24 protein-coding genes are annotated in these 20335 nt (G+C 65.9%); 11 read left to right on the top strand and 13 right to left on the bottom strand.

The window, feature by feature from the left end; translation table 11 throughout:
- Nucleotides 1-486, bottom strand: coding sequence for a HugZ family protein (locus ACP156_RS19420; RefSeq protein ID WP_425053032.1), 486 nt, complete (start codon nucleotides 484-486; stop codon nucleotides 1-3).
- A gap of 119 nt (nucleotides 487-605) precedes the next feature.
- On the opposite strand from ACP156_RS19420, the gene ACP156_RS19415 reads away from it, so the two are divergent.
- Together ACP156_RS19415 and ACP156_RS19410 are read left to right on the top strand one after the other, a co-directional pair.
- Nucleotides 606-1013, top strand: coding sequence for a universal stress protein (locus tag ACP156_RS19415; protein ID WP_425053031.1), 408 nt, complete (start codon nucleotides 606-608; stop codon nucleotides 1011-1013).
- A 34-nt stretch (nucleotides 1014-1047) separates the two neighbouring features.
- On the top strand, nucleotides 1048-1368 hold the full coding sequence (locus tag ACP156_RS19410) for an antibiotic biosynthesis monooxygenase family protein (protein ID WP_425053030.1): 321 nt from the start codon (nucleotides 1048-1050) through the stop codon (nucleotides 1366-1368).
- Between the two features lie 4 nt (nucleotides 1369-1372).
- Here the strand turns inward: ACP156_RS19410 and ACP156_RS19405 are convergent, their stop codons facing one another.
- The gene (locus ACP156_RS19405; RefSeq protein ID WP_425053029.1) at nucleotides 1373-2059 is read right to left on the bottom strand and encodes a hypothetical protein; all 687 of its coding nucleotides are present in this window, start codon (nucleotides 2057-2059) and stop codon (nucleotides 1373-1375) included.
- A 134-nt stretch (nucleotides 2060-2193) separates the two neighbouring features.
- Here ACP156_RS19405 and ACP156_RS19400 point away from each other — a divergent pair, with 134 nt between their 5' ends.
- The 3 genes from ACP156_RS19400 (at nucleotide 2194) to ACP156_RS19390 (ending at nucleotide 4153) form a co-directional block, all read left to right on the top strand.
- The gene (locus ACP156_RS19400; protein ID WP_425053028.1) at nucleotides 2194-2754 is read left to right on the top strand and encodes a hemerythrin domain-containing protein; all 561 of its coding nucleotides are present in this window, start codon (nucleotides 2194-2196) and stop codon (nucleotides 2752-2754) included.
- Nucleotides 2755-2763: 9 nt separating this feature from the next.
- The gene (locus ACP156_RS19395; protein WP_425053027.1) at nucleotides 2764-3579 is read left to right on the top strand and encodes a sugar phosphate isomerase/epimerase family protein; all 816 of its coding nucleotides are present in this window, start codon (nucleotides 2764-2766) and stop codon (nucleotides 3577-3579) included.
- Nucleotides 3580-3709: 130 nt separating this feature from the next.
- Nucleotides 3710-4153 carry a CBS domain-containing protein gene (locus ACP156_RS19390; protein ID WP_425053026.1) on the top strand — a complete coding sequence of 148 codons (444 nt, stop codon included), beginning with the start codon at nucleotides 3710-3712 and terminating at the stop codon, nucleotides 4151-4153.
- Nucleotides 4154-4215: 62 nt separating this feature from the next.
- Here ACP156_RS19390 and ACP156_RS19385 read toward each other — a convergent pair whose 3' ends face one another.
- The 4 genes from ACP156_RS19385 to dapD all read right to left on the bottom strand — a co-directional run bounded on the left by ACP156_RS19385 (nucleotide 4216) and on the right by dapD (nucleotide 6497).
- The gene (locus tag ACP156_RS19385; RefSeq protein WP_425053025.1) at nucleotides 4216-4848 is read right to left on the bottom strand and encodes an HAD hydrolase-like protein; all 633 of its coding nucleotides are present in this window, start codon (nucleotides 4846-4848) and stop codon (nucleotides 4216-4218) included.
- Nucleotides 4845-5177 carry a hypothetical protein gene (locus ACP156_RS19380; protein ID WP_425053024.1) on the bottom strand — a complete coding sequence of 111 codons (333 nt, stop codon included), beginning with the start codon at nucleotides 5175-5177 and terminating at the stop codon, nucleotides 4845-4847. The genes ACP156_RS19385 and ACP156_RS19380 overlap by 4 nt, the downstream gene beginning before the upstream one ends.
- Nucleotides 5178-5314: 137 nt before the next feature.
- Nucleotides 5315-5569 (bottom strand): GlsB/YeaQ/YmgE family stress response membrane protein, encoded by a 255-nt coding sequence (locus ACP156_RS19375; RefSeq protein ID WP_425053023.1) that lies wholly within the window; start codon nucleotides 5567-5569, stop codon nucleotides 5315-5317.
- Between the two features lie 100 nt (nucleotides 5570-5669).
- Nucleotides 5670-6497 (bottom strand): 2,3,4,5-tetrahydropyridine-2,6-dicarboxylate N-succinyltransferase, encoded by an 828-nt coding sequence (gene dapD / locus ACP156_RS19370; protein ID WP_425053022.1) that lies wholly within the window; start codon nucleotides 6495-6497, stop codon nucleotides 5670-5672.
- Nucleotides 6498-6596: 99 nt separating this feature from the next.
- Between dapD and ACP156_RS19365 the strand changes: the two genes are divergently transcribed.
- Nucleotides 6597-7412 carry a TIGR00730 family Rossman fold protein gene (locus ACP156_RS19365; protein WP_425053272.1) on the top strand — a complete coding sequence of 272 codons (816 nt, stop codon included), beginning with the start codon at nucleotides 6597-6599 and terminating at the stop codon, nucleotides 7410-7412.
- Here the strand turns inward: ACP156_RS19365 and ACP156_RS19360 are convergent.
- The 4 genes from ACP156_RS19360 to regB form a co-directional block, all read right to left on the bottom strand.
- Nucleotides 7409-7885, bottom strand: coding sequence for a CAP domain-containing protein (locus ACP156_RS19360; protein ID WP_425053021.1), 477 nt, complete (start codon nucleotides 7883-7885; stop codon nucleotides 7409-7411). The genes ACP156_RS19365 and ACP156_RS19360 overlap by 4 nt on opposite strands.
- A 5-nt stretch (nucleotides 7886-7890) precedes the next feature.
- Complete coding sequence (gene rlmN / locus ACP156_RS19355; RefSeq protein WP_425053020.1) at nucleotides 7891-9081, bottom strand: 23S rRNA (adenine(2503)-C(2))-methyltransferase RlmN; 1191 nt, start codon at nucleotides 9079-9081, stop codon at nucleotides 7891-7893.
- A 225-nt stretch (nucleotides 9082-9306) separates the two neighbouring features.
- The gene (locus ACP156_RS19350) at nucleotides 9307-10761 is read right to left on the bottom strand and encodes a PAS-domain containing protein (RefSeq protein ID WP_425053019.1); all 1455 of its coding nucleotides are present in this window, start codon (nucleotides 10759-10761) and stop codon (nucleotides 9307-9309) included.
- Nucleotides 10762-10992: 231 nt separating this feature from the next.
- Entirely contained in the window at nucleotides 10993-12384 is a 1392-nt protein-coding gene (regB, locus tag ACP156_RS19345) for a sensor histidine kinase RegB (RefSeq protein WP_425053018.1), read from the bottom strand.
- Nucleotides 12385-12461: 77 nt separating this feature from the next.
- On the opposite strand from regB, the gene ACP156_RS19340 reads away from it, so the two are divergent.
- The 3 genes from ACP156_RS19340 to ACP156_RS19330 are packed head-to-tail and all read left to right on the top strand — an operon-like array spanning nucleotide 12462 to nucleotide 14219.
- The gene (locus tag ACP156_RS19340; RefSeq protein WP_425053017.1) at nucleotides 12462-13094 is read left to right on the top strand and encodes an SCO family protein; all 633 of its coding nucleotides are present in this window, start codon (nucleotides 12462-12464) and stop codon (nucleotides 13092-13094) included.
- Between the two features lie 57 nt (nucleotides 13095-13151).
- Complete coding sequence (locus tag ACP156_RS19335) at nucleotides 13152-13706, top strand: ActR/PrrA/RegA family redox response regulator transcription factor (protein ID WP_425053016.1); 555 nt, start codon at nucleotides 13152-13154, stop codon at nucleotides 13704-13706.
- Nucleotides 13707-14219 (top strand): hypothetical protein, encoded by a 513-nt coding sequence (locus tag ACP156_RS19330; protein ID WP_425053015.1) that lies wholly within the window; start codon nucleotides 13707-13709, stop codon nucleotides 14217-14219.
- A gap of 10 nt (nucleotides 14220-14229) precedes the next feature.
- On the opposite strand, the gene ACP156_RS19325 is transcribed toward ACP156_RS19330, so the two are convergent.
- The 3 genes from ACP156_RS19325 to ACP156_RS19315 all read right to left on the bottom strand — a co-directional run bounded on the left by ACP156_RS19325 (nucleotide 14230) and on the right by ACP156_RS19315 (nucleotide 17006).
- On the bottom strand, nucleotides 14230-15600 hold the full coding sequence (locus ACP156_RS19325) for a glutamate--cysteine ligase (RefSeq protein ID WP_425053014.1): 1371 nt from the start codon (nucleotides 15598-15600) through the stop codon (nucleotides 14230-14232).
- Nucleotides 15601-15662: 62 nt separating this feature from the next.
- A complete protein-coding gene (locus tag ACP156_RS19320; protein WP_425053013.1) occupies nucleotides 15663-16178 on the bottom strand; it encodes a hypothetical protein in 516 nt (171 codons plus the stop codon).
- A 120-nt stretch (nucleotides 16179-16298) separates the two neighbouring features.
- Nucleotides 16299-17006 (bottom strand): 16S rRNA (uracil(1498)-N(3))-methyltransferase, encoded by a 708-nt coding sequence (locus ACP156_RS19315; protein WP_425053012.1) that lies wholly within the window; start codon nucleotides 17004-17006, stop codon nucleotides 16299-16301.
- A 21-nt stretch (nucleotides 17007-17027) separates the two neighbouring features.
- On the opposite strand from ACP156_RS19315, the gene ubiA reads away from it, so the two are divergent.
- Nucleotides 17028-17990: a 4-hydroxybenzoate octaprenyltransferase gene (gene ubiA, locus ACP156_RS19310; RefSeq protein ID WP_425053011.1), complete on the top strand. Its 963-nt coding sequence runs from the start codon at nucleotides 17028-17030 to the stop codon at nucleotides 17988-17990.
- Between the two features lie 66 nt (nucleotides 17991-18056).
- Nucleotides 18057-20327, top strand: a complete 2271-nt coding sequence (locus ACP156_RS19305; RefSeq protein WP_425053010.1) for an OmpA family protein — start codon at nucleotides 18057-18059, stop codon at nucleotides 20325-20327.
- Nucleotides 20328-20335 lie beyond the last annotated feature (8 nt).

The following is a 20335-nucleotide window of genomic DNA, read 5'->3' as shown; positions in this document are numbered from 1 at the left end:
TCATCCTAGGGCAAGGTCCTCTGCCGTCAGCCGGAACGCCTTTCCGAAGCCGCCGTTCAGAAAGCCCTCCTGCACAACCAGCCGAACCAAGGTGAAGTCCCCGAAGTCGATATACAGCTTCGCCTTCGGGATCTGTTCAAGATACAGCGCGCGGAGGCGGTCGTGGGCCGCTCCGGGACGGGGGAGGAAATCGGCGGTGCATTGCAGCGTCAAGCGCGGGTGGGTCAGGGGATCGCCGCGCTCGCCCGGTTCGCCGACAAGAAGCGAGCACGCAGGCGACGCCCGAAGCGCTGCGGTGTGTTGCGACAGCGACGAGATCAGCGTCATCGGGCCGCCTTGTTCGTCGCGGGCTAGCGCGATGCGGGTCACCATCGGGGTGCCAGTGTCCGGCAGCGACACGGCGAGGGCTGCGAAACGTGCGTCGTCAAGAAGGCGGCGGGCAAGGGCGCGGGCTTCGTCGTCGGTGGGGCGGATGGGATCGGTCATGTCCCGGAGTTTGCGTCTGTCGCTGCGGCGGGCGCAAGCGGCGAAGTGGCTGACATGGATCAAGGTTCCCGGGCCGGCGCGGCAGTATTCTTGACCCCGGACCTGATCGGAGGAGTTCCATGTACAAGCACATCCTGATCCCCGTGGCGCTGGACCACGAACACACGCCCGACGAGGCGCTTGCGGTCGCCGCGGCGCTGATGGACGACGGCGGCAAGATCACCGCGCTTCACGTCAACGAACCGCTGCCGGGTTTCGCCGCACAGTACCTGCCGGAAGACCACGTGCAGACACGGGCCGAGAACCTTGTGACCCGGATGAAGGCTGAACTGAAGGAAGACGCCCGCGTCTCGACCGAGGTGATCGAAGGGCATGCCGGTCGCAGCATCGTCGACTTCGCCGACAGTCACGGCGTCGATCTCATCGTGATCGCGTCGCACCGTCCCGGCCTGCAGGACTTCTTCCTTGGCTCGACCGCCGCGCGTGTCGTGCGCCATGCGCAGTGCTGCGTTCATGTGCTAAGGTGATCCCGTAGCTAGGTAAAACGGGAGGAACCGAGCCATGGTGAAGATCGCCAAAAGCCAGGCACTGCAGACCGTCATCACCACGTTCGAAGTCAATCCCGGCAGTTGCCAGGACCTGTTGGAAGCACTCACCGAGGCCTATGACAGCTTCATCTCGAAACAGCCCGGCTTCATCGCCGCCGGGCTGCACGTGAACGACGCACAGACCCGGATTGCGAACTACAGCCAGTGGAGCCGGCGCGAGGATTTTCAGGCGATGCTGCGCAGCGAAGAGATGCGCGAACGCAACCGCCGGTTCGGATCCCTGTCCAAGAGTTTCGAGCCGGTGATGTACGAGGTGGCGGCCGATTTCGGCTGAGCCTTCAGAACGACAGCCACGCCCCAAGCTTCAGTCCGACACCATCGTCGCCGACAAGGCCCAGTGGCGTGCCGATCTCGAGATCGCGCCCCTCGCCTATGTTGTAGGCCATTGACGGGACAACGCGCAGGTAGGCGTCCGCGTCGGGGTATTGGCCCGCCTGAAGCTGGATGAAGACCTTCGCCTTGTCTGTCGGAGAGACCCCGACGGTCACGTCCGCCTTCACGATCACGTCGCCGGACTGTGTGCGGTAGTACAGCATCGGGTCCGCCGCGGCCCAGCCGTTGCCCCAGCGTGTCTCGATCCCGCGGCCCCATGACGCCCCAAGATACGCCAGCGCCTCGGACATGCCGTCATGGCGCGAGGCGCCGCCGCCCGCGTGCAGGGCAAACCGGTTGGGTCCGTCATCCGGCCCCACGGTGCGCGAGACATAAGCGATGGCCGTGGCGTCGCCGCTGTCGTCAATCCCGGCATCAAGGCCGAACGTCAGGCGCGGACCAAGCCCGCGTTCCACCAGAAGCGACGTGTAGCCGGATGTCTCGAAATCGGGCGTGCCCAGCGTTTCCGGATCGCCTTCGAGTTTGTAGCTCAGGGCCACGAAGGTCTGACCTTCGCCGCGCGCCCAAGCGCCTGCCTCGGCGCATTGGGGGGTCAGCACCAGCAATACCGGTGCAAATCGCAGGATACCCATCCCACCTCCGATCTGTCCCCCGCGCGCATGGTCCGTTCAAATTGGTTAACAAAAGGTTAACGACCGCGGTGCGCCGGGGAGGTTGATCTTGGGTGAGGCATCAGGGAGACAGGGGGCAGCCAGGGAGCCTGTCGATGTCGGAACTTGATCTGAATACCCGCGCTGGGCTTCCCGAGGCTTTGCGCGTGCTGCTGGAAGCCTATCCGCGCGAGGTGTGGGAGGGGCACGAGAACTTCGGCCAGCTTGTCCGCTTCTGGCTGGACCGGCACATGATGTTCCGTGAAATGACCCGCCGCATGACCGCCGATACCGAGGGTTTCATCGACGGGAAGGCCGAGTTCGACCAATACGCGCGCCGGCTGTCCCGGCTGGGCGGCAGTTTCCTGAACCAGCTGCACGGTCATCACCAGATCGAGGACATGCACTATTTTCCGCAGCTTGTCGGTATCGACGCGCGGATCGAGCGCGGGTTCGATATGCTGGAGACGGACCACCAGTTGATCGACCCGATGCTGAACCGCTTCGCCGACAAGGCGAACGCCCTGCTGACGGCCGAGACGGGCGACGCGCGGCGCGATGCGGCGGGTGCGTTCCATACCGAACTGGGCGGTTTCGCACAGCTGCTGGAGCGGCATCTGACGGACGAGGAAGACATCATCGTGCCGGTGATCCTCAAGTCCGGGTTCGACGGGTAGGAGGCGGACATGGGCGATCTTCCGGTGGTCGGGGCGCAGCTGACGGCGCTGTTGCTGGACAGTCATCGCGAATGGCTGATCGAAAAGGACCGCGATCTGGAACTGCCGGAATACGCGATGACCGACATCCTGCGCGCGCCGGATACGCTGATTGCCAAGACCAAGGCCAAGCTGGACGGCTGGAATGGCCGGCTGGGGGTGCATGGACCGTTCAAGGGGTTCGAGATCGATGTCTCGGACAAGGAATTTCGGCCCGTGGTGCAGGCGCGGCTGCTGGCCTGTCTCGACGCCTGCGAGAAACTTGGGGCGGGGCAGATGGTGATCCATTCTCCCTACGACCCGTGGGACCACGCCAATCTCGGCCACAAACCGAAGGACCGCGAGCGGCGGGTGGACGCGATCCTTGCTACGCTTGCGCCGGCGCTAGAGCGGGCCGAAGGGATCGGCGTGACGATGGTGCTGGAAAACATCAAAGACGTCGACCCGGCGGAACGCGCGGCGGTGATCGCGGTGGCGGACAGCCCGGCGCTGCGGCTGTCGGTCGATACCGGCCATGCCAACTGGGCGCACCACGCCTGCGACGCGCCGGACCCCGCCGGGTTCATTGACGCCGCGGGCGAGCGGCTTGCCCACGTGCACCTGCAGGACACGGACGGCAGCCGCGACTGCCACTGGGCGCTGGGCGAGGGGACCATCGACTTCGCCGCCGTCTTCGCGGCGCTGGGCCGGCTGGACGCGCGGCCGCATCTTATCGTCGAGATCAACGATTTCTCGAAGGTAAAGGCCAGCGTCGCGCATCTTCAAGCGCTGGGCCTCGCGCAGTAGCGCCATCGATGGCCGTCGCGGGGCGGCGGTTTCTGTGTTATGTTGCGTTCAGATGGCCCGCCGATGCAAGGATGCTCCGGCGGGGGGCATGACCCGACGGGCAATCGAACCTTTCAGGGGAGGATAGCCTATGTTCGTCAGCGAGATCATCGACCGCAAGGAAAGCCACATCCGCACTGTCGGCCCCGACGAGCCGCTGGAATTCTGCGCCGCACACATGAAGCTGCAGGGCGTCGGCGCGCTTGTCGTATGCGAGCATGGCCGGCACCTGTGCGGGCTTCTGTCCGAGCGGCACATCCTGGGCGCTGTGGTGGATCACGGGCCGCGTGCGCTGCAGATGACGGCGGGCGAGGTGATGGACCCGCTGCCGGTCACCTGCGCGCGGGACGACACCGTCGCCGCGGTCGCCCGGCGGATGACGCAGGCGCGCGTGCGCCATGTGCCGGTGATCGAAGAGGGCGCCATCGTCGGCATCGTGTCGATCGGCGACATCGTGAAAGAGCGCTTCGAGGAGATGGAACTGGAACGCGGCGTGCTGCGCGACATGGCGGGGGCGCATATCTCGGCGATGTAGGGGGCTCTGCCCCCGCGCCTTCGGCGCTCCCCCGAGGTATTTCGGAAAAGAAGAAGCCGGGGTCAGAAGAGGCCGCGGATCGCGGCGGGAAGGTCTGCGGGCGCGTGGCAGAGGGTGTCGGCATCGTCGAGTTCGTTCGCCGCGCCGTATCCCCAAGTGACACCGATCGCGGGCATCGCGTTGGCCCTTGCCGCGGCGATGTCCTGTCTGCGGTCGCCGATCATGACAGCGTCGGACGGGGAGATGTTCTGCCGGGCCAGCGCGTGCGCCAGAAGATCCGCCTTGTCGTTCATCGTGCCGTCGAGTTCGGGGCCGTATTGCGCCTCGAGGTAGGTGTCGAGGCCGAAGTGGGCGGTGATCCGGCGGGCGTAGACATGCGGTTTCGCGGTGGCGAGGAACAGGCGGTGGCCCTCGGCGCGCATGGCGTCGAGCGCATCGGGAATGCCGTCGTAGACCGTGTTCTCGAACAGGCCCCGATCCGAGAAGTACCCGCGGTAAAGCGCCAGTGCCTGTGCCGGGTCGGGCACGCCCATTCTTGCGAAGCTGTCGATAAGCGGCGGGCCGATGACCCATGTCAGTTCGTCCGCCGGGGGTGCCGGGCGGTCGAGCAGAGTCAGGGCGTGGATCACGGCGGCGGTGATGCCGGGCTTGGGGTCGGTAAGCGTTCCGTCCAGGTCGAGGAAGACCGCGGTCACGCGTCGTCCCCGAAGAACGGTGTCATCTGCGCGACGATCACGGAGTTCTCGGCCAGCGCGCGCGCCATCAACTCGCGTTCCTCGTCCGAGATGTCGTGGCCGTCCTCGAGCCGTTCTTCAAGCGTGCCGTAGCCGGTCACGTCGAGCGGGTTCAGGTCGGCCTGTTTCAGGATCGCCACCGTCTCGCGCACCGCTTCGGCTTCGTCGACGCCGGAGGCATAGCACATCAGAGCCGCGCCCGTCGCGCCGTCGGGCAGGCCGTCTTCGGCCTTGCGGCCGACCTCGACAAGCAGCGTGTAGACCTGCTGGGGTTTCTTTTCTTTTGCCATGGCCGCGGTCGTAGCACCGGGTGAAGATCGCCGCCAGTGCCGCCGTGCGGGCCAATGCAAAACGGCCCGCCGCGATATGCGGGCGGGCCGTGCGAACTCGTTACTCTACGGGAAGCTTCGGGGGGAAGCTACTGGGGTCAGGCGGTCCGGCGGACCATCCGTGCCACCCAGATCAGCAGGCAGGCGCCGATGAAGCCGACGACGAGCTGGCCGATCCAGCCGCCAAACGTGCCGCCCATCACAGCCATCAGGATCGCGTTCAGCACGACGGCGCCGACGATCCCGAGGATGATGTTCATCAGGATGCCCATATTGGATTTCATGAATTGTTCCGCGAGCCATCCCGCGATGCCGCCGATGATGATGGCAGCAAGCCAGCCGATGCCGGTCATGGTCGTCTCCCTTGTTTGAAAGGCCCGCCGCGGCGGGCTGTTGCAAGGGCAACGACGCCCGGCCGGGATTTGTTCCCGGCCAGGTGAAAGATATTCAGTTTCAGTCGCGCAGAAGTTCGTTGATGCCGACTTTGGACCGCGTTTTTTCGTCCACCCGCTTCACAATGACGGCGCAGTACAGGTTGACGCCGTTCTTCGATGGCATCGAACCGGCGACGACGACCGAGTAGGGCGGCACTTCGCCGTACATCACTTCGCCAGTTTCGCGGTCGACGATCTTGGTCGACTGGCCAAGGAACACGCCCATGCCCAGCACCGCGCCCTCGCGGACGCGCACGCCCTCGACCACCTCGGAGCGGGCGCCGATGAAGCAGTTGTCCTCGATGATCACCGGGTCGGCCTGCAGCGGCTCCAGCACGCCGCCGATGCCGACGCCGCCGGACAGGTGGACGCCCTTGCCGATCTGGGCGCAGCTGCCGACCGTGGCCCAGGTGTCGACCATGGTGCCGCTGTCGACATAGGCGCCGAGGTTCACGAAAGAGGGCATCAGCACAACACCCGGCGCGATGTAGGCGGACTTGCGGACCACGCAGTTCGGCACGGCGCGGAAGCCCGCGGCCTTCCACTGGTTGTCGCCCCAGCCTTTGAACTTGCTGTCGACCTTGTCCCACCAGCCGCCGGACTGCGGACCGCCGTCCTGCATTTCCATGTCCTTGATGCGGAAGCCCAGCAGTACCGCCTTCTTGGCCCACTGGTTCACGACCCAGTCGCCGCCCTCGGCCTTCTCGGCCACGCGCAGCGTGCCGGAGTCGAGCGCGTTCAGCGTATCCTCGATCGCTTCGCGGGTTTCGCCGGTGGTGGCGGGAGTAATCGTGTCGCGCGCCTCCCAGGCGGCTTCGATGGCGGTTTCAAGCTGGGCGTTGGACATCGGGCGCTCCGTTGAGGGGTCTCGTGTTTGGTCTATGTCGCGCAGAGGCTATAGAGGCAGGACGAAGGCGGTGCAATGACACGAGGAAACATGGCCGAGATGCTGGATCAGAAGAAACGCAGATTCCCCGACGCGCACGAGGACATCGTCCGGTCGCGAAATACACCGGACACCCCGCAGACCCGTTCGCCCGCGTACCAGCTGGCCTTTACCGACGACGACTTCATGTGCCGCGACGAGTTGCGGCCGGTGCGGTTGCAGCTGGAGCTTCTGAAGCCCGAATTGATGCTGACCGAGTACGGGGTGGAATCGACCATCGTGCTGTTCGGCGGTGCCCGCGTGCCCGAGCCGTCGAAGAAAGATCAGGCCGCGACCGAGACGCTGGCCGGGCTGTCGAAATACTACGAAGAGGCGCGGCGGTTCGCGCATATCGTCACCGAACGCGGGCAGCGCGACGGCAACCACTTGCAGAACGTGATCGTCACCGGGGGCGGCCCCGGCGTGATGGAGGCCGGCAGTCGCGGCGCGGCCGAGGCGGGCGGCGTGTCCATCGGGCTGAACATCGTGCTGCCGCACGAGCAGGCGCCGAACGAATACGTCACGCCCGAGCTGTGCTTCAACTTCCACTATTTCGCGATCCGCAAGATGCATTTCCTGCTGCGCGCCCGCGCGGTCTGCATCTTCCCCGGCGGGTTCGGCACGCTCGACGAGTTGTTCGAGACGCTGTGCCTGATCCAGACCCAGCGGATGGATCCGGTGCCGATCCTGCTGTTCGGCCGCGAGTTCTGGGAGAAGATCGTGAACTGGGACGCCCTGGCCGACGCCGGGACGATTTCGCCCGAGGATCTGAAGCTGTTCCGCTATGTGGAAAGCGCCGAGGACGCGGTCGAGGCGATGGACACCTGGGAGGCCTAAAGCGGCGCGCCCAGAACCATCGCCCAGTACAGCCGCCTGCCGCCCGCGGCGACGCCAAGGCCAAGGTCGCGCGCCTGCTGGGCCAGCATGTTGTCGCGGTGGCCGGGCGACGTTCGCCAGCCTTCGAAGACCGCGTGGGCGTCCGGATAGCCCTCGGCCACGTTCTCGGCGATGAAACGCCAGCGATAGCCTGCGGCGGTGGCGCGGTCGCCGACGCCCGAGCCGCCGGTGCCGGTGTGCGACATGCGGCCCGTCGCGGCCATGTGGCAGGCTTGGTTCTGTGCGGCTTCGAACAGGTGTGACGACAGTTCGAGAGACGGCAGGCCGCGCTGGCTGCGGAAGGCGTTTGTCAGGTTGGTGACATCGGCCAGCGCCTGCTCGCCGCCAGTGGGAAGCGCGCAGGTCGCGGACAGCGCCGACCGTGGGACCAGAAGAAAGCCGCCCACCAGCGACAGGGCGTGGCGGCGATCCATCCGGGTCAGCCCGCGCGGGTTTCGGCCTCGATCTGCGCCCGGCTTTTGCGCGCGCGCTCGGTCGCCGACTTCAGCTGGCCGCAGGCGGCCATGATGTCTTCGCCGCGCGGGGTCCGGATCGGGCTGGCGTAACCGGCCTTGTAAATGATGTCGGCGAAAGCCTTGATCCGCTTCCAGTCCGAGCGCTGGTAGGGCGAGCCGGGCCATTCGTTGAACGGGATCAGGTTGATCTTCGCGGGGATGCCGCGGATCAGCTTGACCAGCCGCCGGGCGTCTTCATCCGTGTCGTTCACGTCCTTCAGCATCACGTATTCAAAGGTGATGCGTTCAGAGTTCGACAGTTTCGGATAGGCCTTCAGCGCCTCTAGAAGTTCGGCGATGTTCCAGCGCTTGTTGATCGGAACCAGACGGTCGCGGACCTCGTCGGTGGTGGCGTGGAAGCTGACCGCCAGCATGCAGCCGATCTCTTCGGCGGTGCGGGCGATCTCGGGGACGACGCCGCTGGTCGACAGGGTGATGCGGCGGCGCGACAACGAGATGCCTTCGCCGTCCATCGCGATCTTCATCGCGTCGCGGACCGCTTCGAAATTGTACAGCGGCTCGCCCATGCCCATCAGCACGATGTTCGACAGCAGGCGCGTTTCGTCCTTCGGCGCGCGGCCGATTTCGGGCCATTCGCCAAGGTCGTCGCGTGCGATCATGATCTGACCGACGATTTCGGCCGGAGTCAGGTTGCGCACCAGCTTCTGCGTCCCGGTGTGGCAGAACGAGCAGGTCAGCGTACAGCCGACCTGACTGGAAATGCACAGAGTGCCGCGGCCGTCCTCGGGGATATACACCGTCTCGACCTCGTGGCCGCCGGCGATGCGAACAAGGTACTTGCGGGTGCCGTCTTCGGAGACATGGCGCTGCACGACCTCGGGCACGGCGATGACGAAGTGTTCCTCCAGCTGGGCGCGGTACGCCTTCGCGAGGTTGGTCATCGCGTCGAAGTCGCGGACGCCCTTCTGGTAGATCCACTGCCAGATCTGGCCGACGCGCATTTTCGCCTGCTTCTCGGGCGTGCCGGTCTCGATCAGCACGTCGCGCAACTGGTCGCGCGTCAGGCCGACAAGGTTCCGCTTGCCGTCACCCTCGGGGGTGCGGCGCGGAATCGTGAGGACATCCTGCGTAATCGGGGCAGAAGGCGCGGTCATGGATCGTCTCCGGAAAAGGTTCCGGACTGATATAGGATTGGCGCTGCAAAATAAAGGAGTGCAACCGGTTCAAACATGCCGCAGACGGGGCGTGACCGGCGAATTCGGTTCAAAAACCGCGTTACCAAGGCAGGGCAGAGGGGCCGATTGCGGTTTGCCGGACTTAGGCGATTCGCATGGGGCGGGGCGGTTCGGGGGCAGAAATGCCTACGTGCGTGTGCGCTATCAGGCGCCGGCCGAGGCGCGTTTGGCGGGCGCTTTGCGACCAACGGCGCGCGGTTGCAGCGACTGCCCCGGCGGGTCGCTGAAGCCCGCCATCGTGCCGCCGCCGGGCAGGGGTTCGAACCGGCAGACCAGTGGCCGCCCGTCCGCCAGCCGCACCTCGGCGTGCCATGTCGACCGCCCCGACATTTCGGCCGCGAAGTCCCGTGCGTCGCCCCAGACCGGACTGGGCGCGCATTGCTGCTGCCATTGCCGCGAAGCTTCCAGGAACGGGACGCCGCGCCGCGCCGCGGTCTCGCCCGCCCACAAACGGCGGTAGGCCCTGTTCGCAAAGCCTAGCCGACCGTCCGCCGAGAAGACGGCGATCGCTTCGTCCAGCGTGTCGATCACGGCGTGGCCGGTCTCAAGCTCGGTCCGGTATTCGCGGCTCAGGCGGATTTCCGAGCTGATATCCTCGAACAGGAAGGCCACGGCGCCGTCCGGGTGCGGGCGCCCGGTGATCCGCAGCGTGCGCCCGTCCGGCAGGGTCCAGGTCTCTGACTTGCCGCTGTCTGTGGCAGCGCTTTCCAGATCGGTCATGCGCTGCCGCCAGCTTTTGTAATCCTTCGGTTCAGGCATCATGTTGCGTTCGCGCAGGTGGTCGAGGAACCGCATCAGGGGCGGACGGGCGACGAGAAATTCGACCTCCAGCCCCAAAAGGTCGCCAAGTGCGGGGTTGAACAGCGTCAGTTCGCGCCGCCGGTCGAAGATGGCCAGCCCGACGCTGAGATGCGCGAAGGTCTGGGTCAGTGTCTGAATGAATTCTCTCAGGTTGCGTTCCGCCCCGACAACGGCGTCGGCGGGGATCGCGGTCAGCAGGCGTTCGCGCCCGACCAGCGCGACCGAAGCGTCGAAATACAGCGGATCCACGCAATCGGGCACGACCAGTTGCAGCCGGTGGGTGGCGCCCGCGGGCAGCGTCACCTCTGACACGCCGGGAAACAGCACCGGAAAGCCGCCGGGGGCAACCGCGTCGGACAGCCCCGCGCGTTCGGCCAGCGCCCAGTAGGCACCGTTCGCCCATGTCACATGCCCGCCGGCGTCAAGGCGCCAGATCGGGATCGGCGTATTCTCGGACACGGCGCGATGTGCATCGAGTTCGGCGGACAGAACCGCCTGGCTGTGCCGGTCCATCGTTTCGGACTGGTCGTCCTGCACGTCTTCCAACACGATTCGCAGGCGGCCCGATCGGGATTCCAGCCGCAGCCGCGCACGGTTGTCCGAGGACAAAAGCAGCATCCGGTCGTTTTCACCGCACGACTGAACGCGGGCGTGAAGGTCGGGAAACCGCGGCGCGAGAAAGGCGACCAGCCGCGCCATGTCCGTTCCGCGCGACGTCGCATATTGAAGCAGCCGTCGCCCGGCAGCCGTGGCATCGACCAACGCCCCGCCGTCGAACAGGAACGCGACCTCTGCCACGGCGCGCCGGTCACGACCGGACTTGCGGGAAAATAAGCTTCCTGATGCAAGCAACGCCGCCAAGGCCGTCACGAACGCTATGAATACCAGTACACCAGCCTGAGCAAGACTCGCCATTTCCATTGGCGCATTCCAGAAGTTACCCGTCCCGCTGTCCGGATTACCCAGCCATTGGTTAATATGACGTTAAGCGCGATAAGCCCTCGTGGATGCAAAGGGCGCTAATCCGCGTCAGGCCTGAATAGGCTGGTTCTCTCCCAGCCCGCGTTCGTCGCGCTCGGGCGCGATCCGCGCCCGGGGCCACGTGACCTCGACAATCGCGCCCGACCGCGTTCCCGGATCGCCGGGCGGCGTCAGGGGATCGCGACCGTTCGAGAAATTCAGCTCGGCGCCAGAACGTTCCAGAAGCGTCTTCGCGATGAACAGCCCCAACCCCATGCCTTCGTAACCCGGGCGCTCGTCGCTTTCTTCCGCCGCCCTGCGCTTACGGACGAAAGGGTCGCCGATCCGGCCCAGAAGGTGCGGCGGGAACCCGCGGCCGTCGTCGATGATGCGCAATTCGACCATCCGGTCGGTCCACACAGCGTCGATCCAGACGGTCGACGCGGCAAAGTCCACCGCGTTCTGGATCAGGTTCCGCAGGCCGTGGATCACCTCGGGCCGCCGCGCGACCTGTGGCTGCGCCAGATCGCCGCCTTCGCCGGGCGCCAGGTCGATCACAAGCGTCTTGCCCCGCTCGCGGTGCGGCTCGGCAGCCTCGCGGATCACCTCGCCCAGCGGTGCGTGGCGCATGTGCAGATCGTCCTTCCCGGCCCGCCCCATCGAGCGCAGGATGTCGCGGCACCGGTCCGCCTGACTGCCGATCAGCTCTGCATCCTCGCGCAGTTCCGGATGCTCTTCCAGCTCTTCCATCAGTTCGCGGCTCACCAGCTTGATCGTCGCCAGAGGCGTGCCGAGTTCATGCGCGGCCGCCGCCACGACGCCACCCAGATCGGTCAGCTTCTGCTCGCGCGCCAGCGCCATCTGGGTCGCAAGCAGAGCCTCGGACATCGAATGGATCTCGCTGGTCACCCGGCGCGCGTAGACGGCCATGAAGACGATGCCGATGGTGACCGCGATCCACGTGCCGAACTGCAGGGTCTGCGGCATCTGGATCAAGTCACCCGCCGCGGTGCGCAGCGGGATATGCACCAGACCCACCAGCGTCACGATGACGATGGCCACCGCCCCCAGCGCGGTTGTCGCGCCCAGCGACAACGCGGTCGCCGAGATCGTCACCGGCGCAAGAACCAGCAGCGAGAACGGGTTGTTCAGACCACCGGTCAGAAACAGCAGGAACGCCAATTGGCCCAGATCGAACAGCAGCATCGCCAGCACTTCGCGTTCGGTCAGGCGCTTGTTTTCGGGATAGGCGAAATTCATCACCAGGTTGGCGATCACCGACGCGCCGATGGCGACGAAACACCAGCCTATCTCAAGGTGCAGGTCGAAGAAGGCCAGACCGACGGTCAGCGCCGTAAACTGGCCGGCGATGGCGAACCAACGCAGCATGACCAGCGTCCGCAGGCGGACCCAGCGGTTGCGGATTTCATTCGCCAACAGGCCGCGGTGTGTTTCGGGCATGGCTGCCTCTGGATGACGGTTGCGATCCTTGTTAAGCCCGCCGCGAGCGCAGATCAACGCAGCCGGGAGCGCGACGGATGGCATCGACCGGGACATATGCCCTCGTGGCTGCGACGGCGGCGGCGGCGCTGACCGGCGGCACGCTTTATGCCACATGGGGCGGGGCGGACGACATCTTCGCGGATTGCCGCACCGGGTCCGGGCCGGGGCTGGCCGATGCGCTGGGTGGGCCCTTCACCCTTGTCGACGGCACCGGCGCGACGGTGACGGATGCCGATCTCATCGACCGGCCCAGCCTGTTGTACTTTGGCTTTACCAACTGCCCCGACGTATGCCCCACCGACAACGCCCGAAATGCGGATGTGACGGACATCGTGCAGGCCGAAGGGCACGCGTTCCAGCCGGTGTTCATCACCGTGGACCCCGGACGCGATACGCCAGAGGTCATGCAGCAATACGCAGAGTGGATGCATCCCGACATGATCGGCCTGTCCGGATCGACCGCGCAGGTGAAGGCGGCGGCCGACGCGTTTCGCGTCTATTTCCGGCTTCACGACACCGAAGACGAGTTCTACCTCGTCGATCATTCCGCGTTCAGTTATCTCGTGCTGCCCGGTCATGGAACCGTCGCATACTTCCGCCACGAGGCGACATCGGACGAGATCGCCGAGCAGAGCATCTGCTTCATTGAAACATCAGCGACAAATTGACCATTTCGACAGAGTTAATTAAATTCGTCTGACGGAATTCGAGGGAAGGGAGCCGACATGCCAGACCGGGACGCGACAGAGCTTGGGGAAGACCGTTCGCTCCTTCTGGTTGACGACGACGAACCGTTTCTGCGCCGCCTTGCCCGCGCGATGGAAAAACGCGGCTTCGAGGTCGAGATGGCCGGTTCCGTCGCGGCGGGACGCGCCATCGCCACGGCCCGTCCCCCGGCCTACGCGGTGGTGGATCTGCGGCTGGAGGATGGCAACGGGCTGGATGTGGTCGAGGTGCTGCGCGAACGCCGCCCTGACAGCCGCATCGTGGTCCTGACCGGGTACGGCGCCATCGCCACGGCCGTTGCCGCGGTCAAGATCGGTGCGACAGACTACCTGTCCAAGCCTGCCGACGCGAACGACATCACCAACGCGCTTCTGGCGCGCGGAGACGAGCTTCCGCCGCCGCCGGAAAACCCGATGAGCGCCGACCGTGTGCGCTGGGAGCATATCCAGCGGGTCTACGAGCTGTGCGACCGCAACGTCTCGGAAACCGCGCGTCGGCTGAACATGCACCGCCGGACCTTGCAGCGCATCCTTGCGAAGCGGAGCCCAAAGTAGATGATCCGCGCCCTTGCCGCCGCCGCGCTCCTTGTGCTGGCTGCCTGCGGTGGGGCCGAGGTCACGACACGCGGCGGCACCGCTCAGCTTCGGCCCGATGCGAACGGGCTGGCCATCGCGGACAATCCCCTGCGAATAGATTTCGGCCGGGCGCAGGAGGGCGTGCTGACCGCCGTGACCCGCGTGCTGGGCGCGCCGCCTGCAAACAGCGTGACCAATTCTGAATGCGGCGCGGGCCCATTGCAGATCGTGCAGTACGCCGAGATCACGTTGCTGTTTCAGAACGGCAATTTCGTTGGCTGGACCACCGACGATCCGCGCATCTCCTTGGCGAACGGTCTTTCGGCAGGCGTAACGCGGGCGCAGTTGGAAAACGGCGGATACGGTCCGTTCCGCCCCACCACTCTGGGCGTAGAGTTCGAGGCGGACGGCATCTTCGGCCTGTTGCCCGACAACGACGCAGCCACGCCGATCGACACGCTTTGGGCCGGGACGACCTGCTTCTTCCGCTAGGCGGGTCGCGTCAGTAGGAAAACTCGCCGTAGATCTTCGACAGGTCGCCGCCCCAGTCGCCTTCGTATCTTTCCAGCAGTTCGTCCGCAGGCACCTTGCCGTTCTCGATGCTGTCTTCCAGCGCATGCAGGAAGTGGCGTTCGTCCTGCACCATGCCGCCCAGACCGGGGCGCGCACGGGACTTCAGGCCGCTGCGGGCGATGTCCACCACCTCGCGGGCAAGGTCCTGCATCTTCCGGCCGCCCACGACGGCGTCGAGCCCATGATCGGCAGCGCCGACGCGCCACGCTTCCCGGGTTTCGGCATCCCAGCCTTTGACAAGATCCCACGCCGCATCCAGCGCCGACTGGTCATAGGTCAGGCCGACCCACAGGGCGGGCAGGGCGCACAGGCGACGCCACGGGCCGCCGTCGGCGCCGCGCATCTCGATGAATTTCTTCACTCGCGCTTCGGGGAACAGGGTCGTCAGGTGGTCGGCCCAGTCCGACAGCGTGGGCTTCTCGCCCGGCAGCGCCGGCAGTTCGCCCTTCAGGAAATCGCGGAACGACATGCCCAGCGCGTCGATGTATTTCCCGTCGCGGTAGACGAAGTACATCGGCACATCCAACGCGTATTGCACCCAGCGTTCGAAGCCGAAGCCGTCCTCGAACACAAAGGGCACCATGCCGGTGCGCGCGGCGTCCATGTTGCGCCAGACCCAGCTGCGATAGGATTTCATGCCGTTCGGCTTGCCCTCGAAGAAGGGCGAGTTCGCGAACAGGGCGGTGGCAACGGGCTGCAAGGCGATGGCCACGCGCATCTTCTGGACCATGTCCGCCTCGGACCCGAAGTCGAGGTTCACCTGCACCGTGCAGGTCCGCCGCATCATCGTCGTGCCGGTGGTGCCCACGGTGCTTTGGTAGGCGTCCATCAGCTTGTACCGCCCCTTGGGCATCAGCGGCATCTCGTCGTGCATCCACTCGGGCGCCGCACCCAGACCGATGAAGCCCACGCCGATTTCGTCGGCGATGGATTTCACCTCGCGCAGGTGTTCGTTCACCTCGTCGCAGGTCTGGTGGATCGTCTCGAGCGGCGCGCCCGACAATTCCAGCGCCCCGCCGGGTTCAAGGCTGACGTTCGCGCCTTCCTTGGTCAGGCCGATCAGGTTGCCGCCCTCGTTGACCTCGGCCCAGCCGTAGCGGTCGCGCAAGCCTTCGAGGATCGCCCGGATCGAGCGCTCACCCTCGTAGGGCAGGGGCTTGTGGGTGTCCTTGCAATAGCCGAACTTCTCGTGCTCGGTCCCGATGCGCCAGTCGTCCTTGGGTTTGCACCCGTCGGCGAGGTACTCGGCCATTTGCTCGTGACGTTCGATGGGGCCGCCGCCCGACTGGGGAATGGACATGGGCGCGCGCCTTTGTCTTGCCTTCGATACGCAGGCAGACCTGCGGCGTTTTCAACGCGAAGTCAATGCAGCCGCCGACGTCCCGCGTCCCATATGCGAACCCGCTCGGTCGGGTTGCTGCGCAGTTGCGACAGCATGTTCTCTGTCCGGATGCCCTCTAGCGACGAGAACACGTCGAACAGCATCTCGGCATTCCGTGCCTGTGTCGGGATGGCGATCGTCAGTCCGGTGGCATCGGTCAGGACCCAGACAGCATGGGGTTTCGCCGCCGGGTCAAGCTCGACCCGCACCAGCGAGTCGATGGACACCGAGCCGCCGTCGTATGGGCCGTAGTAAGTTACCTGCCGCTCGTCGACGGTGACGACGCCGGGCCCGTCGCTGCCCACGCGGAAACGTGTGCGCTGAAATCCCGCGAAAGTGATCAACGCCCCGACGATGGCAAGCGAGGTCCCGATGGCGGCCAGAACGCCGCTTTCGGTCACCGCCCAAAGCGTGCCGCAGCAGGCGATGAAGACGCCGACGAGCACTTCGCGCCAGCGCCAGAATTTCTGCTTCAGTTCGGGCCGGATGAACGACATGTTCACCTTCAAGCTACCAACGGGTGCGGCAAAGCATATCCTGCAATCCCGGCGCGAATTTGGCGGAAAACGCGTGCAAAGTCCATTCCGGCCTTATTTCGCACGCTCTGCGCCGCTTGTTCACCAGTCACCCAGCACCTGCTGCCAGACCGTGATCGCCGCGACCGCGGCGGTATCGGCGCGCAGGATGCGGGGGCCAAGGCTGATGGTGTGAACGAACGGCAGCGCCTTCAGCCGGTCGCGCTCGCGTTCCGAGAACCCGCCTTCCGGACCGATCAGGATCGCCCATTTCCCGGCGCCGCCGGACAGCGCTTCGCGCAGACCCACGGTGGCCTCGTCGCAGAACACCAGCTGCCGGTCTTCGGGCCATCCGTCCAGCACGGCGTCGAGCTTTTGCAGGTCGGTGACCTCGGGCACGTAGGTGCCGCCGCACTGTTCGGCCGCCTCGACCGCGTGGGCCTGCAGACGGTCCTGCCGGATGCGCTCGGAATTGGTGTGGTCGGTCTGCACCGGCATGATCCGGGCGGCGCCCATCTCGGCGGCCTTCTCGACGATGAAATCGGTGCGCTGTTTCTTGATCGGCGCGAACAGCAGCCACAGGTCCGGCGGCATCTGCAACGGGCGGGTCTGTTCGACGGCTGTCAGGATTCCTTCCTTCTTGTGAACGGCAGACACCGTGCAGCGGAACTCGCCGTCGTGGCCGTTGAACACGAGAAGATCGTCACCCTCCTTCATCCGCATCACCCCGAACAGGTAGTGCGACTGGTCACGAGACAGAGGGACCGGTTGTCCCGGGTTAAGCGGGTGATCTACATAGAGCCTGACCATGACCGCACAGATAGGCGAGCGATGAGCGAAGCACCAGACACCACGACCGGCACCGTCGCGGACGCGGTGAAGGGAAACTGGGTCGACCGGCACGCCCCGGCGTGGACGCGGCCCTACCTGCGGCTGTCGCGGGCGGACCGGCCCATCGGGACATGGCTGCTGCTGCTGCCCTGCTGGTGGTCGGCGCTGCTGGCCACGCTGTGGCAGGGCGGATTCTCGTGGCACGCGGCATGGGTAATGGCGGGCTGCGGCATCGGGGCGGTGCTGATGCGCGGAGCGGGCTGCACGTGGAACGACATCACCGACCGGAACTTCGACGGCAAGGTCGCGCGCACCGCCTCGCGCCCGATCCCATCCGGGCAGGTCACCGTCAAGCAGGCCGTCGCGTGGATGGCGATCCAGTCGCTGATCGCCTTCGCCATTCTTCTGACCTTCCCGGTCGAGGCGGTCGTGATGGGCGTCGCGTCTTTGGCGCTGGTCTGCATCTACCCCTTCGCAAAGCGCTTCACATGGTGGCCGCAGGTTTTCCTTGGCCTTGCGTTCAACTGGGGTGCGCTTCTGGCGTGGACGGCGGTAACCGGCGGTTTCCACTGGGCGCAGGTCCCGCTGTACCTTGGCGGCATCGCGTGGACGCTGTTTTACGACACGATCTATGCCCATCAGGACAAGGAGGACGACGCCCTGATCGGTGTGAAATCCACCGCGCGCCTGTTCGGCACCCGAACCTCTGCGTACCTTCAGGTCTTCCTTGTCCTGACCGTCGCGCTGTTCGCGGTCGCCGTTATCCTTGCGCTGGTGCCCGATGCCAACCTGCTGGCGGTGGTGATCGCGCTGGGCGGGCCATGGGCGATGGGCTGGCACATGGTCCGGCAGCTTCGGAAGCTGGACATCGACGACGGCGACACCTGCCTGATGCTGTTCCGCTCTAACCGCGACGCAGGGCTGATCCCTGCGCTGTTTCTCGCCGCCGCCCTGCTGGCATGATTGCAGCTTTTCGCCTATCTGCCTATTAGACCCGGCAGACCAACGGAACGGACACCCGAACAGTCCATGCGCCAGTCATCACTGATCGCCACCATTGCAGCCTTCGCCCTCGCCGGAGCCGCTGCCGTAAGCGCCGCCGCCCTGATGGTGGGCCGCATCGAACGAACCTCTCAGCGCGAGATCGACACCCTCTTCCTTGAGGGCGGGCTCGACTGGGCGTCCGTTTCGGTCGACGGCCTGCAGGTCATGCTGTCCGGCACCGCGCCGGACGAGGCGACGCGGTTTCAGGCGCTGTCGCTGGCCGGAAACGTGGTCGACGCGACGCGCGTGATCGACGGCATGGAAGTGACCTCGCCGGAACCGATCCGACCGCCCGAGTTTTCGATCGAGATCCTGCGAAACGACGAGGGCGTGTCGCTGATCGGTCTGGTGCCTGACGGAATGGACCGCGAGGCCGTATCGGACCTGCTGCAGGAAATCGCGGGCCGCGGAGAGGTGACGGACCTGCTGGAAAGCGCCGACTATCCGGTGCCGGATGGCTGGGGGCCCGCGCTGACCTATTCGCTGGATGCGCTGGCGCGTCTGCCGCGCTCGAAGATCTCGGTGTCGCCCGGTTCGGTCGAGATTACCGCGATCTCCGACAGCGCCGAGCAGAAGCGCGCGCTGCAGGATGCGCTGAACGCGGATCTTCCGGCGGGCGTGACGCTGGCGCTGGACATCAGCGCGCCGCGCCCGGTCATCACACCCTTTACCCTTCGGTTCCTGATGGACGAAGAAGGCGGCCGTTTCGATGCGTGCTCGGCCCATACCGAGGACGGTCGCGCCCGTATCCTTGCCGCCGCGGCGGCGGCGGGTCTGCAGGGCAAGGCCACCTGTACGCTGGGACTTGGTGTGCCGTCGCCCCGGTGGCCCGACGCCGTGACCGCCGGCATCGACGCCGTTGCGCGGCTTGGTGGCGGAACGCTGTCGTTCTCGGATGCGGATGTCAGCCTGACCGCCCCTGTAGGCACCGACCAGACAACCTTCGACACCGTCGTCGGCGAACTTGAAGCGGCGCTGCCCGAGGTGTTCAGCCTGAACGCCGTGCTGCCCGCCCCGCTGCAAATCGACGGCGCGGGGGCGGACGCGGGCGAGCTTGCCCCCGAATTCGTCGCGACGCTGTCGCCCGAGGGTCTGCTGCAATTGCGTGGCCGCGTGAATGATGCCCGCCTGCGCGAAGCGGTCGAAAGCTTCGCTCGCGCCCGGTTCTCGACCGCCGAGGTCCGGGGCACCATGCGCACGGCCGAGGATCTGCCGGTGGGCTGGTCCGGTCGCGTGTTCTCGGGGCTCGAGGCGCTCTCGAACCTGACGAATGGCGCGCTGGTCGTGCAGCCCGAGAATATCACCATCCGTGGCGACACCGACGATCCCGATGCCCGTGCCGAAATCGCCCGCATCCTTGGCGATCAGCTTGGCGCGGCAGCGAACATCACGATCAACGTGACCTATCACGAGGTCGAGGAACCCGAGGTCACGCTGCCCACGCCCGAGGAATGCGTCGACGCGATCAACGCCATTCTCGCCGCACGCAAGATCACCTTCGCCCCCGGCTCTGCCGAGATCGACAGTTCCGCCCGCGTCTCTGTCGACCGCATCGCCGAGGTGATGGAGGACTGCACCGCCGTTCCGATGGAAATCGGCGGCCACACGGACAGTCAGGGCCGCGAGGCGATGAACCTTGGCCTGTCCCAACGCCGCGCAGAGGCGGTGCTGGAAGCGCTGATGGCCCGCCGAGTGCTGACCGCGAACTTGACCGCACGCGGTTATGGCGAGGAACAGCCAATCGCCGACAACGACTCGGAAGAAGGCCGCGAAGAAAACCGCCGTATCGAATTCACGCTGCGCCTGCGCGAGGACGAAGTTGCCGAGGCGACGGCGGAGGAAGATCCCGAAGCCGAGGCTGCGGATGCGGAGACGGAAGAGACGCCGGACGCCGAGACAGCAGAAGCCGAAACGCCGGACGAAGAGACGCCGGCAGACGAGGCCGCCGTGGACGAGACCGAAACCGACGAAGCGGTGGCGGATGACGTCGAAGGCGACGACGCCGCGTCCGACGAGACCGCGTCTGACGCGGACACCACGACAGAAGAACCCGAGTCCGACGTGGACGCCGAGGCTACGACCGACGAGCCTGCGACCGACGAGCCTGCGGAAGAGGCGGCTGCCGAAGAAACGGACGCCGAAGCGGACGCCGAAGCCGCGTCGGATGACGCAGAGATCGAAATCGTGCCCTCTCCCGTGGACCCCGACATGCCTACGACCCCGCCCGTGCGGCGGCCCGAGGACATCTCCGAATAGGAAGACAC

This window comes from Psychromarinibacter sp. S121, from assembly GCF_049801035.1.
GTDB lineage: Bacteria > Pseudomonadota > Alphaproteobacteria > Rhodobacterales > Rhodobacteraceae > Psychromarinibacter.
This window is presented reverse-complemented; position numbering and strand designations above follow the sequence as displayed.

Coding starts and splice junctions, on each gene's coding strand:
- regB (WP_425053018.1), bottom strand. CDS start 12,384: ATGCCCGAAACACACCGCGGCCTGTTGGCGAATGAAATCCGCAACCGC.
- ACP156_RS19390 (WP_425053026.1), top strand. CDS start 3,710: ATGTTCGTCAGCGAGATCATCGACCGCAAGGAAAGCCACATCCGCACT.
- dapD (WP_425053022.1), bottom strand. CDS start 6,497: ATGTCCAACGCCCAGCTTGAAACCGCCATCGAAGCCGCCTGGGAGGCG.
- ACP156_RS19395 (WP_425053027.1), top strand. CDS start 2,764: ATGGGCGATCTTCCGGTGGTCGGGGCGCAGCTGACGGCGCTGTTGCTG.
- ACP156_RS19360 (WP_425053021.1), bottom strand. CDS start 7,885: ATGGATCGCCGCCACGCCCTGTCGCTGGTGGGCGGCTTTCTTCTGGTC.
- ACP156_RS19365 (WP_425053272.1), top strand. CDS start 6,597: ATGCTGGATCAGAAGAAACGCAGATTCCCCGACGCGCACGAGGACATC.
- ACP156_RS19330 (WP_425053015.1), top strand. CDS start 13,707: ATGATCCGCGCCCTTGCCGCCGCCGCGCTCCTTGTGCTGGCTGCCTGC.
- ACP156_RS19305 (WP_425053010.1), top strand. CDS start 18,057: ATGCGCCAGTCATCACTGATCGCCACCATTGCAGCCTTCGCCCTCGCC.
- ACP156_RS19375 (WP_425053023.1), bottom strand. CDS start 5,569: ATGACCGGCATCGGCTGGCTTGCTGCCATCATCATCGGCGGCATCGCG.
- ACP156_RS19320 (WP_425053013.1), bottom strand. CDS start 16,178: ATGTCGTTCATCCGGCCCGAACTGAAGCAGAAATTCTGGCGCTGGCGC.
- ACP156_RS19315 (WP_425053012.1), bottom strand. CDS start 17,006: ATGGTCAGGCTCTATGTAGATCACCCGCTTAACCCGGGACAACCGGTC.
- ACP156_RS19400 (WP_425053028.1), top strand. CDS start 2,194: ATGTCGGAACTTGATCTGAATACCCGCGCTGGGCTTCCCGAGGCTTTG.
- ubiA (WP_425053011.1), top strand. CDS start 17,028: ATGAGCGAAGCACCAGACACCACGACCGGCACCGTCGCGGACGCGGTG.
- ACP156_RS19405 (WP_425053029.1), bottom strand. CDS start 2,059: ATGGGTATCCTGCGATTTGCACCGGTATTGCTGGTGCTGACCCCCCAA.
- ACP156_RS19410 (WP_425053030.1), top strand. CDS start 1,048: ATGGTGAAGATCGCCAAAAGCCAGGCACTGCAGACCGTCATCACCACG.
- ACP156_RS19325 (WP_425053014.1), bottom strand. CDS start 15,600: ATGTCCATTCCCCAGTCGGGCGGCGGCCCCATCGAACGTCACGAGCAA.
- ACP156_RS19340 (WP_425053017.1), top strand. CDS start 12,462: ATGGCATCGACCGGGACATATGCCCTCGTGGCTGCGACGGCGGCGGCG.
- rlmN (WP_425053020.1), bottom strand. CDS start 9,081: ATGACCGCGCCTTCTGCCCCGATTACGCAGGATGTCCTCACGATTCCG.
- ACP156_RS19415 (WP_425053031.1), top strand. CDS start 606: ATGTACAAGCACATCCTGATCCCCGTGGCGCTGGACCACGAACACACG.
- ACP156_RS19335 (WP_425053016.1), top strand. CDS start 13,152: ATGCCAGACCGGGACGCGACAGAGCTTGGGGAAGACCGTTCGCTCCTT.
- ACP156_RS19380 (WP_425053024.1), bottom strand. CDS start 5,177: ATGGCAAAAGAAAAGAAACCCCAGCAGGTCTACACGCTGCTTGTCGAG.
- ACP156_RS19420 (WP_425053032.1), bottom strand. CDS start 486: ATGACCGATCCCATCCGCCCCACCGACGACGAAGCCCGCGCCCTTGCC.